Raw genomic sequence first — 14,882 nt, 5'->3', positions numbered from 1 at the left:
TGAACGGGATGACTTCGACCCCCGGGGACGGTGCCGCCCCGACCCCGCAGCAGGTACGCCGGGCGGTGGCGCGCGCCGAGCGCGGCGCGACGCTCGACGTCGCAGAGGCCGCCGCGCTGCTCGCGGCACGGGGCGAGGAGCTGGTGCGGCTGTGCGCCGCTGCGGCCCGCGTGCGCGACGCCGGGCTCGAGGCCGCCGGCCGGGCGGGCGTGGTGACGTTCTCGCCCAAGGTCTTCGTGCCCGTCACGCGGCTCTGCCGCGACCGGTGCCACTACTGCACGTTCGTGGAGACCCCGACCCAGGCCGCGCGCGCCGGCCGCGCGCCGTACCTCTCCCCCGACGAGATCCTCGCGGTCGCCCGGGCGGGCGCGGAGGTGGGCTGCCTCGAGGCGCTGTTCACGCTCGGCGACCGGCCCGAGGAGCGCTGGCCCGAGGCCCGGGCGTGGCTCGACGAGCAGGGCTACGACTCGACGCTGGGCTACGTGCGGGCGATGGCCGTGCGGGTGCTCGAGGAGACCGGGCTGCTGCCCCACCTCAACCCCGGGGTCATGTCGTGGGAGGAGATGACGCGGCTCAAGCCGGTCTCCCCCTCGCTCGGCATGATGCTCGAGACCACGTCGACCCGGCTGTTCGAGACCCGCGGCCTGGCCCACTTCGGCTCGCCCGACAAGGACCCCGCCGTGCGGCTGCGGGTGCTCGAGGACGCCGGGCGCCTCGCGGTCCCGTTCACCTCGGGGCTGCTGGTCGGGATCGGCGAGACGCTGGCCGAGCGCGCCGAGACCGTGTTCGCGCTGCGCCGCGTGCACCGGGCGTACGGCGGGCTGCAGGAGGTGATCGTCCAGAACTTCCGCGCCAAGCCCGACACCGCGATGCGGCACGCCGACGACCTCGGGCTGGACGAGTACCGCGCGGCGATCGCGGTGACCCGGCTGGTGCTCGGTCCGCGCTCCCGGGTGCAGGCGCCGCCGAACCTGGTGGACCTGGCCGAGTGCCGGGCGCTGCTCGACGCGGGCGTCGACGACTGGGGCGGCGTCTCGCCGCTCACCCCCGACCACGTCAACCCCGAGCGCCCGTGGCCCTCGCTCGAGCGCTTGCGGCAGGTGTCGGCCGAGGCCGGCTTCGACCTGCGCGCGCGGCTCACCGTGCACCCCGAGTACGTGCTGCGCGGCGAGCCCTGGCTCGACCCCCGGATCTCGGCACACGTCGCGGCGCTCGCCGGCCCCGACGGCCTCGCCCGCCCCGGCGTGCGGCCCACCGGCCTGCCCTGGCAGGAGCCCGACGGCGGGTTCGGCCGCCACGGCGGCGCCGGGCGCACCGACCTGCACGCGAGCGTGGACACCGAGGGCCGCTCCGCCGACCGGCGCAGCGACTTCGACGAGGTGTACGGCGACTGGGACGAGGTCCGCGACCGCGCGTCGCTGACCGGCGGCGTCGGCGCGGCCCCCGCGGTCCTGCACGCCGACGGGCGCGAGGCGCTGGCCGCCGCGGAGCGCGACCCGGCGAGCCTGACCGACGCCCATGCGCTGACCCTGGTCACGGCCGAGGGGCCGCTGCTCGAGGAGGTGTGCCGGCTCGCCGACGACCTGCGCCGCGAGGTGGTCGGCGACGAGGTCACCTACGTCGTCAACCGCAACATCAACTTCACCAACGTCTGCTACGTCGGGTGCCGGTTCTGCGCGTTCGCCCAGCGGCGCACCGACGCCGACGCCTACTCGCTCTCGCTCGACCAGGTCGCCGACCGCGCCGAGGAGGCGTGGCACCTGGGCGCCACCGAGGTGTGCATGCAGGGCGGGATCGACCCCGAGCTGCCGGGAACGGCTTACTTCGACCTCGCCGCCGCGGTCAAGCGCCGGGTGCCCGGCATGCACGTGCACGCCTTCTCGCCGATGGAGATCGTCAGCGGCGCGAGCCGCGCCGGGCTGTCGGTCGAGGACTTCCTGATCAAGGCGCGCGAGTCGGGGCTCGACACGATCCCCGGCACCGCCGCGGAGATCCTCGACGACGAGGTGCGGTGGGTGCTGACCAAGGGCAAGCTCCCCGCCCGCACCTGGATCGACGTCGTCACCACCGCCCACAAGGTCGGGCTGCGCTCGAGCGCCACCATGATGTACGGCCACGTCGACCACCCCCGCCACTGGGTCGCCCACCTGCGCGTGATCGCCCGGATCCAGGACGAGACCGCGGGCTTCACCGAGTTCGTGCCGCTGCCGTTCGTCCACCACTCCGCACCCATCTACCTCGCCGGCGCCGCCCGCCCGGGCCCCACGCACCGCGACAACCTCGCCGTCCACGCGATGGCCCGGATCCTGCTCCACGACCGGGTCCCGCACGTGCAGACGAGCTGGGTCAAGCTCGGCACCGACGGCACCCGCGCGATGCTCCGCGCCGGCGCCGACGACCTCGGCGGGACGCTGATGGAGGAGACCATCTCGCGCATGGCCGGCTCCGAGCACGGCTCGGCGAAGACCGTCGCCGAGCTCACCGCGATCGCGGAGGGCATCGGCCGCCCGGTCCGCGAGCGCACCACGACGTACGGCGTCCCCACGCGCTGACCGCGGTTGGGCCGGAGGGCGCGGATGTGGCACCGTGGACCGCTGCGCCGGGAGAGGGAGGGTGTGGTCGTGCTGCGCGGGTTCCGTCTGCTCGTCACCGCGGTCGTGGTGACCGCGGTCGTCGCGGCCGTCGGCGTGGCCGTCAGTCCACCCGACACCCTCGAGACGGCTGTGAGCCCCGCGGTGGTGACGACCACGACGATGGCCCTCGCCGACGCCGCCACCGACACGCTGCACCGGGCGGCCCCGCTGTCGCGTGACGACGACCGCGCCGGCCGCGAGCAGCGACGGCCCTCGCCGGCCGAGCGGGTCCTGTCGCGGATGAACCTGCGGCAGCGGGTCGGCCAGCTGTTCATGGTCGGCACCCCGGCGGCGCGCGCCGACGACCGCGTGCTCCGCGCGATCCGGCAGCGCCACCTCGGCAACGTGATGCTCACCGGCCGCAGCCGCGAGGGCGTCCGCCACACCGCCGGCGTCTCCGCGCGGCTGCAGTCGCGCACCACCCTCGCCGCGACCCGGCGGGTCGGGCTGCTGGTCGCCACCGACCAGGAGGGCGGGCTGGTGCAGGTGCTGCAGGGGCCGGGTTTCGACCCGATCCCCACCGCGCTCACCCAGGGCAGCTGGGCCCCCGGCCGGCTGCACGACCGGGCCGCCCACTGGGGCACGCAGCTGCACCGGGCCGGAGTCAGCATGAACCTCGCGCCGGTCGTCGACACCGTGCCCGACCCGCGCGCGGCGCGGGGCAACCCGCCGATCGGGTTCTACGAGCGCGAGTTCGGCTACACCACACGGGTGGTCGCGCGGCACGGCCGGGCGTTCCTGCGCGGGATGCACGGACGCGGGGTGGTCCCCACCGCCAAGCACTTCCCGGGCCTCGGTCGCGTGCACGAGAACACCGACACCACGCAGGGCGTGACCGACACGGTCACCCGGCGCCACGACCCCTACCTGCGGCCGTTCGCGACCGCCGTCCGCGCCGGCGTCCCTGCGGTGATGATGTCGACCGCGATCTACCGCCGCATCGACCGGGGCACGCCGGCCGCCTTCTCGCGCACGATCGTGACGGGGATGCTCCGCGGTGACCTCGGCTTCCGCCGCGTCGTCGTCTCCGACGACCTCGGCCAAGCCGCCCAGGTCTCGCCCTGGAGTCCCGGGGCGCGCGCCGTGAAGTTCCTGCAGGCCGGTGGCGACCTCGTTCTCACCGTCGACCCCGGCACCCTGCCGGCCATGTACGGCGCCGTGCTCGACCGCGCGCAGCGCTCCGACGCCTTCCGCGACCGGGTGCGCGACTCCGCCCTCCGGGTGTTGACGCTCAAGCAGCGCGAGGGCCTGCTCTGACACAAGGCTTCTCGTCTTGACCTTTCCTTGACGAACAGTCTTCGGCGTTTCGTGCGTGGGGCGCCGGGTTTGCCGGTTCACTGGACCAGTCCGGACCCTGGGGGGGAGTTCGGTCGTGCGATCCCTGGTCGGGGGCGTCGCACGCACCCGGCTCAGCAGTGGTTCCAGGAGGGATCATGAACTTCCGTACGCTCCGCGCGCCTGCCGTCGTCGCAGCGGCCGCCGTTCTCCTCACCGCCATCGGCGCCGCACCGGCGGTCGCGAGGCCGGCGCCTGCCCCCACGGGCCTGGCCGCCGACGTGACCGCGCACGAGGACGGCACCTACGACGTCGCCGCCACGTGGAACGCCGTGCCCACCGCCACGTCGTACCGGGTGGCGCTGTCGAAGGGTTCCACGACGCTCGCGTCGACGACGGTGGCCACGGCCGCCTGGTCGCCCACCGTCACCGCAGCACCCGGGAACGCCTCGCTCAGCGTGCGCGCGGTCGTCGGGCGGAAGCCGGGCAAGGCCGCCACGCTGACGGTGCCGCTCGCCGACGTGACCGCTCCTCAGGGGAGCTACTCGTCGAGCTGGGACAACGGCACGGGTCTCGCCACCATCACCCAGGACGCGCTGAGCGACAACGCCGGCCTTCCCGGGATCACCCGCACGGTCGACTGGGGCGACGCGACCATCGTGGACTGGCCCTCGGGCAGCACGATCACGCACACGTACACGCAGCTCGACGCGCGCTACGCGCCGACGGTCACGCTCCAGGATGCGGCCGGCAACGTCCGCGTCGTCGACGTCCCTGCCGTCGACCTCAACGACGTCGGCCCGCCCACCGGCAGCTTCTCCGCCGGGCCGGCCACCGGGTGGGCCGACCTGACCGAGGTGACCGTCACCCAGGCCGACATCAGTGACGACCGGACGCCGCCCGAGCTGATCGCGCGCAGCGTCGACTGGGGCGACGGCACCACGACCGACTGGTCGACCGGCACCACCGTGTCGCACGTCTACGCCACCGCCGGCCAGTTCACCCCGACGGTGACCCTGACCGACGAGGCGGACAACTCCTCCGGCGCCCTGTCGACCTCGGAGGTCGTCGTCACGGCCGACACGACCGGCCCGACCGTGCGCCTGACGCTGCCGAAGTCGAAGCACTCGGTCAAGGCGTGGAAGACCCTGCGCGGCAAGGCCGTCGACAGCGAGACCGGCGTGAAGAAGGTCAGCCTGCGCGCCGTGGAGAAGCGGGGCAGCGCCTGGTACGGCTACAACGCCGGCACGAAGAAGTGGCTGAAGGCCTCGACCCAGGCCAAGGCGTTCGCCCGCAGCAAGGCCTTCGCGCTCAAGACGGACGCCCAGCACCGCTGGTCGGCCACGCTGGCCGGGCTGCGCAAGGGCACCCTGGTCTACAAGGTGCGCGCCAAGGACCGGGTGGGCAACGCGTCCCCGGCACTCACCCACCAGGCGAAGCTGAGCAGGCGCTGACCCGAGGCTGACCGGCTGAGCACCGCCCCCGTCGGCACCGGTTCAGGTGTCGCAGGTGCGGCGACGGAGCTCGGCGACGATCCCCACCAGCAGGCCGACCACGGCCCCGAGGACTGCCGCCGGGATCCCGACCTCGAACACCGCGGCCCAGGCCGTGGCCGGGTGCGCCCGGAGGCCGAGCACCAGGCCGACGACGCCGCCCAGGCAGCCGAGGGCGACAGCACCCGCGAGGGCGTACCGCCGGGGTGCCGGGAGGTCGCGGAGCGTCCGCCCGGCCCGGCCCACCTCAGCTCGCGCCCAGCGACTGCCAGTAGTCGTTGAGCGCCCGGTTGGTCTTGACGAACCAGATGATCGCGCCGACGAAGAAGAACCAGCCGAGCAGCAGGAACCACAGCCCGGTCGTCGCGGACACCGGCTTCGCCTGGCCACGACGCTCGTAGAGCCGGCCCACCTCGTGGGAGTTGAGGAAGGGCATCACGACGCCGACGAGGATCGCGAGCAGCAGCGCGATGCCGCCGCCGATCCCCTCACCGGTGTGCCGCTTCATCTCGTCGTGGGTCTGGTAGTACCAGTACCAGGAGTAGAAGCCGAGCGTGACGAACGTGAGCAGGATGCAGGTCCCCGTGCTGCGCACCTGGCCGACCGGCCCGAGCGTCGCCGACGCGCCGTGGGCGGGCACGCCTCCGGGGGGCGCGTACGGCGTCGGCACCGCGCCGGAGGCCTGGGGCTCCGGAGGCAGCACGGAATCCGCCCCGGGCCGGGTCGGCGGCACGTCGGGCTGGTCGTCGGCCCGGGCCGGCTGGTCGGGGTCGCTCACGGTGGGTCTCCTCGGTCGGGCGGGTGGGGCTGCCACACCGTACTCGACCCCGCGGCTCCTCCTCGGGACGTTCAGGCGATGCGGCGACCGGCGACCCACACGCCGGCGAGGTCGGCGTCGCCGCCGAGGGTGAAGATCCGCGCGAGGACCTCCTCGTGGGTGGCGGCGTGCCGCAGGCCGAGGTGGAGGCGCGAGCCCAGCAGCGGCCGCACCCGGACGGCGTCGAACTCGCGGCCGACCGAGAGGTCGCCGACCACCTCGCCGAGCCCGAGCGCGAGCGCGCCCGCGCGGGTCGCGAGGTGCAGCAGGTGCGTCGCGGTGAGCGGGTCCCCGGCCTCGCCGAGCAGCGACTGCACGAGGTAGGCCTGCAGGCCCTCCGCGAGCAGGGAGAAGCCGGTGCCGGCGCCGACGTCGGACCCGAGCGCCACACGGACGCCGTGCTCGAGGTGGCGCCGCAGCGGGAAGAGCCCACTGCCGAGCGCGGAGTTGCTGGTCGGGCAGTGGGCGACCGAGGTGGCCCGCGCCGCCAGCACCCCGAGCTCGGCGTCGGTGGCGTGCACGTTGTGCGCGAGCACCGCCCGGGCACCGAGCAGCCCGTGCTTGTCGTAGGTGTCGACGTAGTGCTCGGCGTCGGCGAAGAGCCGCTCGACGGCGGCCACCTCCGCGGGGTTCTCGTTGACGTGCGAGGTGAACCAGGCGCCGTCGACGTCCTCGAGCACCGCCGCGCACGCGTCGAGGACCGGGTCGTCGGCGGAGTAGGAGAACCGCGGCGTCGCCGCGTAGCGCGCGTGCCCGGTGCCGTGCCACCGGGTCGCGAGCGCCATCGCGTCGTCGTAGGCCCGCTCGGGCGTGGAGAGCAGCGGCTCGGGCAGCCCGCGGTCGCTGACCACGAGCCCTGAGGTCACCCGCAGGCCGACCCGCGCGGCCTCGGTGAACAGGCAGTCCACGGCCGGGGCGAAGTGCGAGCCGAAGACCAGCGCGGTCGTGGTCCCGGCGGCCACCAGGCCGTCGACGAACTCGCGCGCCACCGCCGCGGCGTACGACGGGTCGGCCAGGCGCTGCTCCTCGGGCAGGGCACAGCGGTCGAGCCACTCCAGCAGCGGCATGCCGAGCGCACCGATGACCCGCACCTGCGGGTAGTGCACGTGGGCGTCGACGAGGCCCGGCAGGAGCCAGCCGTCGCGCAGGTCGACCACGTCGGAGCCGGGGTGCTCGCGGAGCACCGCGGCGAAGTCGCCCCGGGCCGTGATGGTGCCCGCGTCGTCGACGAGGAGCCCGGCGTCGTCGGCGCTGCGCAGGGTGCCGCCGGCGAACGGGTCCTCGGGCGTGTCCAGCACCCGGGCCCGGTAGAGCGTCGTCACCCGACGACCCGGCTGCGGTCGAGCCCGGCCACCAGCTCGGCCGCCACCGCCACCGCGATCACCGCCGGCTCCTTGCCCCGCACGTCGGGCAGGCCGATGGGGGTGCGGATGCGGTCGACCGCGGCCTCGTCGTGCCCCTCGAGCAGCAGGCCGCGGCGGAAACGGGCCCACTTGGTCGCCGAGCCGATCAGCCCGACGGAGCCGAGGTGGCCGCAGCGCAGGGCCGCGTCGCACAGGGCGAAGTCCTCCGCGTGGTCGTGGGTCATCACCAGCACGTCGGTGCCGGGCGGGAGCTCGCCGAGGGCGAGCTCGGGCAGCGGGGCGTGGTGGGGCACGACCTCGGCGACGGCGTCGTCGAGGCACGCCAGGGCGCCCGGGGCGACCCGGCCGGCACGCGAGTCGACGAGGTGCAGGTCGAGGTCGTGACGGGCCAGGATCCGCGCCAGCTCGAGCCCGACGTGCCCGACGCCGAAGACCGCGACCGCCGGCACGACCGGCAGCGGCTCCAGCAGCAGCGTCACCTCGCCACCGCAGCACTGGCGGCCGTGGTCGGTGCGCGCCCGCTCGGAGAGTGGGAGCACCAGCTGCTCGGGCGCGGCGCCGGGGTCGGCCAGCAGCTCGCGCGCCCGCGCCAGCGCGGTCTCCTCGAGGTTGCCGCCGCCGACCGAGCCCCAGGCCTCGTCCGCGGCCACCACGAGCTTGGCGCCGGCCTCGCGGGGCGCGTGACCGCGGACCTCGGCGACGGTGACCAGCACCCCGGCCCGGCGCTCGCGGCGCAGCCGCTCCACGGCGCGCACCCAGCCGGTCATGCCCGGACCTCCGCCGGCACCTCGGCCACCGCCTGCGCCGAGCGCGGGTGCAGCGGCGGGTCGTCCGGGGCCGGCTGGTCGGGCACCAGCCCCGGGAGCCCGGTGACCAGCCCCGGGTCGCCGCGGCCGGCGCGGGCGGCCTCGATGGCCCAGTACACGGCCTCGGGGGTGGCCGGCGCGGCGAGCGCGACGCCGGCGCCGTCGGGCCCGAACGCTGCCGCGGCCGCGCGCAGTGCCTCGCGGACCGCGAAGGCCAGCATCAGGGGCGGCTCGCCCACGGCCTTGGAGCCGTAGACCGCTCCGTCCTCGTGCGCGTGCTCGAGCAGGGAGACGTGCATCTCCTCCGGCAGCTCGGAGAAGCTCGGGAGCTTGTAGGTGCTCGCCGCGTGCGTGAGCAGGCGGCCGCGACCGGCGCCGTCGGAGTCGTCCCAGCGCAGGTCTTCCAGGGTCAGCCAGCCGGCGCCCTGCACGAAGCCACCCTCGATCTGGCCGAGGTCGACCAGCGGCGAGAGCGAGTCGCCGACGTCGTGCACGATGTCGACCCGCCGGGTGCGGTGGGCCCCGGTGAAGCCGTCGACCTCGACCTCGGCCGCGGCCACGCCGTACGCGAAGTACTTGAACGGGTGGCCGCGCATGAGCGCGACGTCCCAGCGCAGGCCCTCGGTGCGGTAGAAGCCGGCGGCCCAGAGCTGCACGCGCGCGAAGTACGCCTGACGCACCAGCTCCTCCCACGCCAGGCCCCGGCCGCCGTCGACCTCCACCAGCCGCGCCCGGATCTGCTCGCAGGCGTGCTTGACCGCGGCGCCGTTGAGGTCGGCACTGGAGCTGGCGGCGGTGGCCGAGGTGTTGGGCACCTTGTCGGTGCGGGTCGGCGCCAGCCGCACGCGGGCCAGCGGCACCCCGAGGGCGGTGGCCGCGACCTGCAGCATCTTGGTGTGCAGGCCCTGGCCCATCTCGGTGCCGCCGTGGTTCACCAGCACCGAGCCGTCCTTGTAGACGTGCACGAGCGCGCCGGCCTGGTTGAAGGCGGTGAAGTTGAAGGAGATCCCGAACTTCGCCGGCGTCACGGCCAGGGCACGCTTGGTGTGCTCGTGCTCGCGGTTGTACGACGCGATCTCGGCGCGCCGCTCGTCGAGCCCGGCCGAGGCGGCCAGCTGCTCCCACGCGGCGGCGAGCCGGTCGGGGTGGCGCACCGGCTGGCCGTACGGCGTCTCCTGCCCCTCGGCGTAGAAGTTGCGGCGGCGCAGCTCGGCCGGGTCGAGGCCGAGCGCGGGCGCGCAGCGGCCGAGCACGTCCTCCACCACGAGCATCCCCTGCGGCCCGCCGAACCCGCGGAAGGCCGTCGACGACGCCTGGTGGGTGCGGGCGATCCGGCCGTGGAGGCGCACGTCGGGGATCCAGTAGGCGTTGTCGACGTGGCACAGTGCGCGCGCCAGCACGGGCTCGGAGAGGTCGAGGCTCCAGCCGCCGTCGGAGGTCAGCGTCGCGTCGAGCGCGAGCAGGTGGCCCTCGTCGTCGAAGCCCGCCCGCCACTGCGCGAGGACGCCGTGCCGCTTGCCGGTCATGGTCATGTCCTGCTGGCGGGTCAGCCGCACCCGCACCGGCCGGCCGGTCAGCACGGCGCCGAGCGCGGCGACCGCGGCGAACCCGTGGGGCTGCATCTCCTTGCCGCCGAAGCCGCCGCCCATGCGCAGGCACTGCACGGTGACCGCGTGGCTGGCGCGGCCGAGCACGTGGGCGACGACCTCCTGGGTCTCGGAGGGGTGCTGGGTGCTGGACTGCACGAACACCTGGCCCGCCTCGTCGACGTGCGCCAGCGCGCACTGGGTCTCGAGGTAGAAGTGCTCCTGCCCCGCCATCTCGGTCTCGCCGGAGAAGACGTGCGCGGCACCGGCGAGCGACGCCTCGACGTCGCCGCGGGCCACGGACGGGTGCCCGCCCTGGAAGCTGCCCTGCGCGATCGCGTCGCGCACCCCGACCACGGCCGGCAGCGGCTCGTACTCGACCTCGACCGCCGCGGCCCCGAGCCGGGCGGCCTCGAGCGTCTCGCCGAGCACCCAGCAGACCGCGTGGCCGTGGAACATCACCTCGTCGGGGAAGAGTGGCTCGTCGTGCTTGACGCCGGCGTCGTTGACGCCGGGCACGTCGTCGCCCGTCAGCACCCGTACCACCCCCGGCACGCTGAGTGCGGCGTCGTGGCGGATCGCGGCCACCCGGGCGTGGGTGTGCGGCGCCTGGACGGGATGGGCGTGCAGCACGTCGCGGGTGCGGTGCACGAGGTCGTCGGTGTAGAGCGCGTGCCCGGTGACGTGCAGGTCGGCGGACTCGTGCGGCAGGACCTCGCCGACGACGGCGCCGTCCGGGCGACGCGAGAGGTCGCTCATCGCGCCACCTCCACGACCTCGCGCTCCGCCCACAGCCGGGGCAGGGCGTTGCCCAGCATCGCGGTGCGGTACGCCGCGCTGGCGCGGTGGTCGTCCATCGGCGTCCCCTCGCCGCGCAGCACGTCCGCGGCCGCGGCGACGGTCGCGGCCGACCACTCCCGGCCCTCGAGCGCGGCCTCGGTGGCGCGGGCCCGCACCGGGGTCGCCGCGACCCCGCCGAGGCCGATCCGGGCGCGGGTGATCACGTGGTCGTCGGCGAGGTGGAGCGCGACGGCCACCGCGACGCCCGAGATGTCGTCGTACCGACGCTTGGCGACCTTCTGGAAGGCGACGACGTCGGGTTGCCGTGCGGGCAACCGCACCGCCACGACCAGCTCGCCCGGGCCGAGGACGGTGGTGCGGTAGCCGGTCCAGAAGTCGGTGAGCGCGACCTCGCGCCGCCCGGCGGCGGAGGCCAGCACCAGCGTCGCGTCGAGCGCGAGGAGGGCCGGCGGCAGGTCGCCGATGGGCGAGGCCGTGGCGAGGTTGCCGCCGAGCGTGGCGCCGTTGCGGATCAGCCGCGAGGCGAACTGCGGCCACACCTCGTCGAGCAGCGGCACCGCTCCGGCCAGGGCCGACTCGGCCTCGCTCAGCGTGAGCGCCGCGCCGATCTCCACCGTCTCGTCGTCGACCGTGAGCCCCCGCAGCTCCGGCAGCCGGTCGACCGCCACGACGTACGCCGCGCGGCGGCCGAGCAGGTTGGCCTCGACGCCCCAGTCGGTGCAGCCGGCGACCACCGTGGCGTCGGGGTGCTCGGCCAGCAGGGCGAGCGCCTCCTCGAGGTCCGCGGGGCGGGCGAACCCGTCGGCGCGGGTCGTCCTGACCGTCGGCGCGGGGGCGGTGGCGCGGCCGGCGAGGGGGTCGGCAGGGTCGGGCGGGCCGAGCGCCCAGGCGGCGTCGCGGATCGGGCGGTAGCCGGTGCAGCGGCACAGGTTGCCGCCGACGGCGTGGAGGTCGAACCCGTTGGGCCCGTGCTCGGCCGTGGGCTCGGCGGTCGGCGCCCGGTCGGGTCGGTAGTACTCGGCGGCCATGCTGCACACGAAGCCCGGCGTGCAGTAGCCGCACTGCGACCCGCCGCGCACGGCCATCTCGTGCTGCACGGGGTGGAGGTCGCCGGGGCCGCCGAGGCCCTCGGCCGTGACCACCTCCTGGCCGTCGAGCGCGAGTGCCGGGACCAGGCAGGCGTTGATCGCCGTCCAGCGGGAGCGGCCCTCGCCGTCGGGGCGCGCGACCAGCACGGCGCAGGCGCCGCACTCCCCCTCGGCACAGCCCTCCTTGGCGCCGGTCAGGCCGAGGCCGCGCAGGAAGTCGAGGGCCGTGGTGTGGGCGGGCATCCCCGTGAGCGGGCGGGACTGCCCGTTGACGGTGACGTCTGGTGCTGGCATCGCACTCCCCATCTCGCCGCGAGCAGGCCGGTCGACCCGCGCATGGTTCCGGGGTGTCGCCGAGGCCGCCGGTTGTCCATGCAGAACGACGACCCTCGTCGCTCACTCTACGTGTCCGCGGTCACTCTGCTCCAGCGTCGCGACCGGTTCGTCCGCCGACGTCATACGGTCTGCCGGTCAGGGCGCACGAACCGTATGACGTCCCGAACGCCCGCGGCGGGATCGCCCTCAGCCCAGCCGCGCGTGCCGGTGCACGTCCTTGTAGAGCAGGTAGCGGAAGGGACCGGGTCCGCCGGCGTAGCAGGCCTGGGGGCAGAAGGCGCGCAGCCACAGGAAGTCGCCCTCCTGCACCTCGACCCAGTCACGGTTGAGCAGGTAGACGCCCTTGCCCTCGAGCACGTAGATCCCGTGCTCCATCACGTGGGTCTCGGGGAAGGGGATCGAGCCGCCGGGCCCGAAGGTGACGATGTTGACCTGGAAGTCGTGCCGCACGTCCTCGGGGTCCACGAAGCGCTGGGTGGCCCACGCGTCCGTGCCCGGCATCGGCTCGCGCGCGACCTGCGACTCGTGGGTGACGAACGCGGCCGGCACGTCGACGCCGTCGGCGGGCTGGTAGGCCTTGCGGATCCAGTGGAACGTCGCGTTGCCCGGGCCGTCGTTGTGCAGCCGCCACGACGCGCCCGGCGGCAGGTAGGCGTAGCTGCCCGGCTCGAGGGCGTGCTCCTCCCCCGCGAGGTGGAGCCGGGCGGTCCCGCCCACCACGAACAGCACGGCCTCCGCGGCCGGGTCGTCCTCGGGCCGGTCGCTGCCGCCGCCGGGCGCGACCTCCACGACGTACCAGCTGAAGGTCTCGGCGAACCCGCTCAGGGGCCGCGCCAGCACCCAGAGCCGCGTCGACCCCCAGTGCGGCAGGCGGCTGGTCACGATGTCGCGCATCGTGCCGCGCGGCAGCACGGCGTACGCGTCGGTGAACACCGCGCGGTCCGTGGTCAGCTCCTCCTGGCCGGGGTGGCCCCCGGTCGGCACGTGGTAGCGGGTCATCGGTCTCCTCTGCGCAGCAGGCGCCCCTGGGGCGGCGCGCCGGGGTCGGTGTCGACCGGTGTGCCGCGCAGCCAGGTCCGGCGGACGGTGCCGGTGAGCGTACGCCCGGCGTACGGCGAGACCGGGTGGCGGTGCGCGAGCCGCGCCGGGTCCACGGTGAACGCCGCGTCGGGCGCGAGCGCGACCAGGTCGGCGTCGGCGCCGACGGCGATCCGTCCCTTGTGCAGCAGCCCGACCCGGTCGGCGGGGGCGGTGGCCATCCAGCGCACCACGTCGGCGAGGCCGTGGCCGCGCGCGCGGGCGGCGGTCCACGTCGCGGCCAGTCCGAGCTGCAGCGAGGCGATGCCACCCCACGCCTGCCCGAAGTCACCTCCGGCGCGGGCCTTCAGCTCCGGCGGGCACGGCGAGTGGTCGGTGACGACGAGGTCGATGTCGCCGGCGGCGAGCCCGGCCCACAGGCGCTCGCGGTTGGCCGCCTCGCGGACCGGGGGGCAGCACTTGTACGCCGTGGCGCCGTCGGGCACCTCCCCCGCCTCGAGCACGAGGTAGTGCGGGCAGGTCTCCACGGAGACGTCGACCCCGGCTGCCCGGGCGGCCCGCAGTGCCGGCAGGGCGGCGGCCGCGCTGAGGTGCACGACGTGGGTGCGGGCGCCGGCGCGTCGGGTCTCCTCGACGAGCAGCTCGATCGCGCGCTGCTCCGACTCCGGGGGCCGCGAGGCCAGGAACCCGGCGTACGACGGGCCGCTCGCGGCCGCCTCGTCGAGCAGGTCGGCGTCCTCGGCGTGCACCACGACCAGCGCCCCCAGGCGCGCGGTCTCGGCCAGCGTGGCGCGCAGGCCGGCCGGGTCGAGCGGCGGGAACTCGGGCACTCCGGAGTCGAGCAGGAAGCACTTGAACCCGAGCACCCCGGCCTCGTGGAGGTCGGCCAGGTCACCGAGGTTGCCGGGCACGGCGCCGCCCCAGAAGCCGACGTCGACCCGCACCGCGCCGTCGGCGGCGGCCCGCTTCTCCTCGAGCGCGGCGACGCTGGTCGTGGGCGGCACGGAGTTGAGCGGCATGTCGACGAGCGTGGTGACACCACCGAGGGCGGCCGCCCGCGTCGCCGTCGCGAACCCCTCCCACTCGGTGCGGCCCGGCTCGTTGACGTGCACGTGGGTGTCGACGAGCCCGGGCAGCAGCACCTCGTCGTCGGCCAGGGTGACCACCTCGGCGGCCGCGACGTCCGCGTCGTACGCCTCGACAGCGGTCACCCGGCCGTCGACGACGACCACGGACGCCGCGGCCTCGCGCCCGTCGACGACCACGGACGCCGCGGCCTCGCGCCCGTCGACGACCGCGCGTCGGGCGCGGACGACCAGGTCAGCTGCCACGGTAGGTGGAGTATCCGAACGGGCTGAGCAGCAGCGGCACGTGGTAGTGCTCGTCGTCCCCGACGGTGAAGGCGATGACGACCTCGGGGTAGAACGCGGTCACGCCGAGCTCGGCGAACCACTCGCCGGTGGCGAAGCAGAGCCGGTGCTCGCCGGGCGACAGCGGACCGGGGCCGAGGTCGGCGACCCGCCCGTCCGCGTCGGTGACCCCGCTGCCGAGCTCGACGCCGTCGGGCGAGAGCAGCGTGACGCCGACGCCCACGGCGGGTCGGCCGCGGCTGGTGTCGAGGACGTGCGTGCTGAGCGTGGCCATG

The 14,882-nt window shown here is 75.3% G+C and carries 12 protein-coding genes; 3 read left to right on the top strand and 9 right to left on the bottom strand.

The window, feature by feature from the left end; genetic code table 11:
• Window positions 1-8 precede the first annotated feature (8 nt).
• The 3 genes from ACFPGP_RS04865 to ACFPGP_RS04855 all read left to right on the top strand — a co-directional run bounded on the left by ACFPGP_RS04865 (window position 9) and on the right by ACFPGP_RS04855 (window position 5,362).
• Entirely contained in the window at window positions 9-2,552 is a 2,544-nt protein-coding gene (locus ACFPGP_RS04865) for a bifunctional FO biosynthesis protein CofGH (protein WP_378587618.1), read from the top strand.
• 69 nt (window positions 2,553-2,621) lie between these two features.
• Window positions 2,622-3,890 (top strand): glycoside hydrolase family 3 N-terminal domain-containing protein, encoded by a 1,269-nt coding sequence (locus ACFPGP_RS04860; protein ID WP_378587615.1) that lies wholly within the window; start codon window positions 2,622-2,624, stop codon window positions 3,888-3,890.
• Window positions 3,891-4,066: 176 nt separating this feature from the next.
• The gene (locus ACFPGP_RS04855; RefSeq protein WP_378587613.1) at window positions 4,067-5,362 is read left to right on the top strand and encodes a PKD domain-containing protein; all 1,296 of its coding nucleotides are present in this window, start codon (window positions 4,067-4,069) and stop codon (window positions 5,360-5,362) included.
• A gap of 42 nt (window positions 5,363-5,404) precedes the next feature.
• Here ACFPGP_RS04855 and ACFPGP_RS04850 read toward each other — a convergent pair whose 3' ends face one another.
• The 9 genes from ACFPGP_RS04850 to uraH form a co-directional block, all read right to left on the bottom strand.
• On the bottom strand, window positions 5,405-5,647 hold the full coding sequence (locus ACFPGP_RS04850) for a hypothetical protein (protein WP_378587611.1): 243 nt from the start codon (window positions 5,645-5,647) through the stop codon (window positions 5,405-5,407).
• 1 nt (window position 5,648) lies between these two features.
• Window positions 5,649-6,179 (bottom strand): DUF4234 domain-containing protein, encoded by a 531-nt coding sequence (locus ACFPGP_RS04845; protein WP_378587609.1) that lies wholly within the window; start codon window positions 6,177-6,179, stop codon window positions 5,649-5,651.
• 71 nt (window positions 6,180-6,250) lie between these two features.
• Window positions 6,251-7,540, bottom strand: coding sequence for a guanine deaminase (locus ACFPGP_RS04840; RefSeq protein WP_378587607.1), 1,290 nt, complete (start codon window positions 7,538-7,540; stop codon window positions 6,251-6,253).
• Complete coding sequence (gene xdhC / locus ACFPGP_RS04835; RefSeq protein ID WP_378587604.1) at window positions 7,537-8,349, bottom strand: xanthine dehydrogenase accessory protein XdhC; 813 nt, start codon at window positions 8,347-8,349, stop codon at window positions 7,537-7,539. Before xdhC ends, ACFPGP_RS04840 begins: the two co-directional genes overlap by 4 nt.
• The gene (locus tag ACFPGP_RS04830) at window positions 8,346-10,733 is read right to left on the bottom strand and encodes a xanthine dehydrogenase molybdopterin binding subunit (RefSeq protein WP_378587601.1); all 2,388 of its coding nucleotides are present in this window, start codon (window positions 10,731-10,733) and stop codon (window positions 8,346-8,348) included. Before ACFPGP_RS04830 ends, xdhC begins: the two co-directional genes overlap by 4 nt.
• Window positions 10,730-12,157, bottom strand: coding sequence for a xanthine dehydrogenase small subunit (locus ACFPGP_RS04825; RefSeq protein WP_378587599.1), 1,428 nt, complete (start codon window positions 12,155-12,157; stop codon window positions 10,730-10,732). The genes ACFPGP_RS04830 and ACFPGP_RS04825 overlap by 4 nt, the downstream gene beginning before the upstream one ends.
• A 228-nt stretch (window positions 12,158-12,385) precedes the next feature.
• Complete coding sequence (locus tag ACFPGP_RS04820; protein ID WP_378587597.1) at window positions 12,386-13,198, bottom strand: bifunctional allantoicase/(S)-ureidoglycine aminohydrolase; 813 nt, start codon at window positions 13,196-13,198, stop codon at window positions 12,386-12,388.
• Entirely contained in the window at window positions 13,195-14,568 is a 1,374-nt protein-coding gene (gene allB / locus ACFPGP_RS04815) for an allantoinase AllB (RefSeq protein ID WP_378587594.1), read from the bottom strand. The genes ACFPGP_RS04820 and allB overlap by 4 nt, the downstream gene beginning before the upstream one ends.
• Window positions 14,558-14,881 (bottom strand): hydroxyisourate hydrolase, encoded by a 324-nt coding sequence (uraH, locus tag ACFPGP_RS04810; RefSeq protein ID WP_378587591.1) that lies wholly within the window; start codon window positions 14,879-14,881, stop codon window positions 14,558-14,560. The genes allB and uraH overlap by 11 nt, the downstream gene beginning before the upstream one ends.
• Window position 14,882 lies beyond the last annotated feature (1 nt).

The sequence above is a fragment of the Nocardioides taihuensis genome, from assembly GCF_042657275.1.
In the GTDB taxonomy this organism is placed as follows: domain Bacteria; phylum Actinomycetota; class Actinomycetes; order Propionibacteriales; family Nocardioidaceae; genus Nocardioides; species Nocardioides taihuensis.
This window is presented reverse-complemented; position numbering and strand designations above follow the sequence as displayed.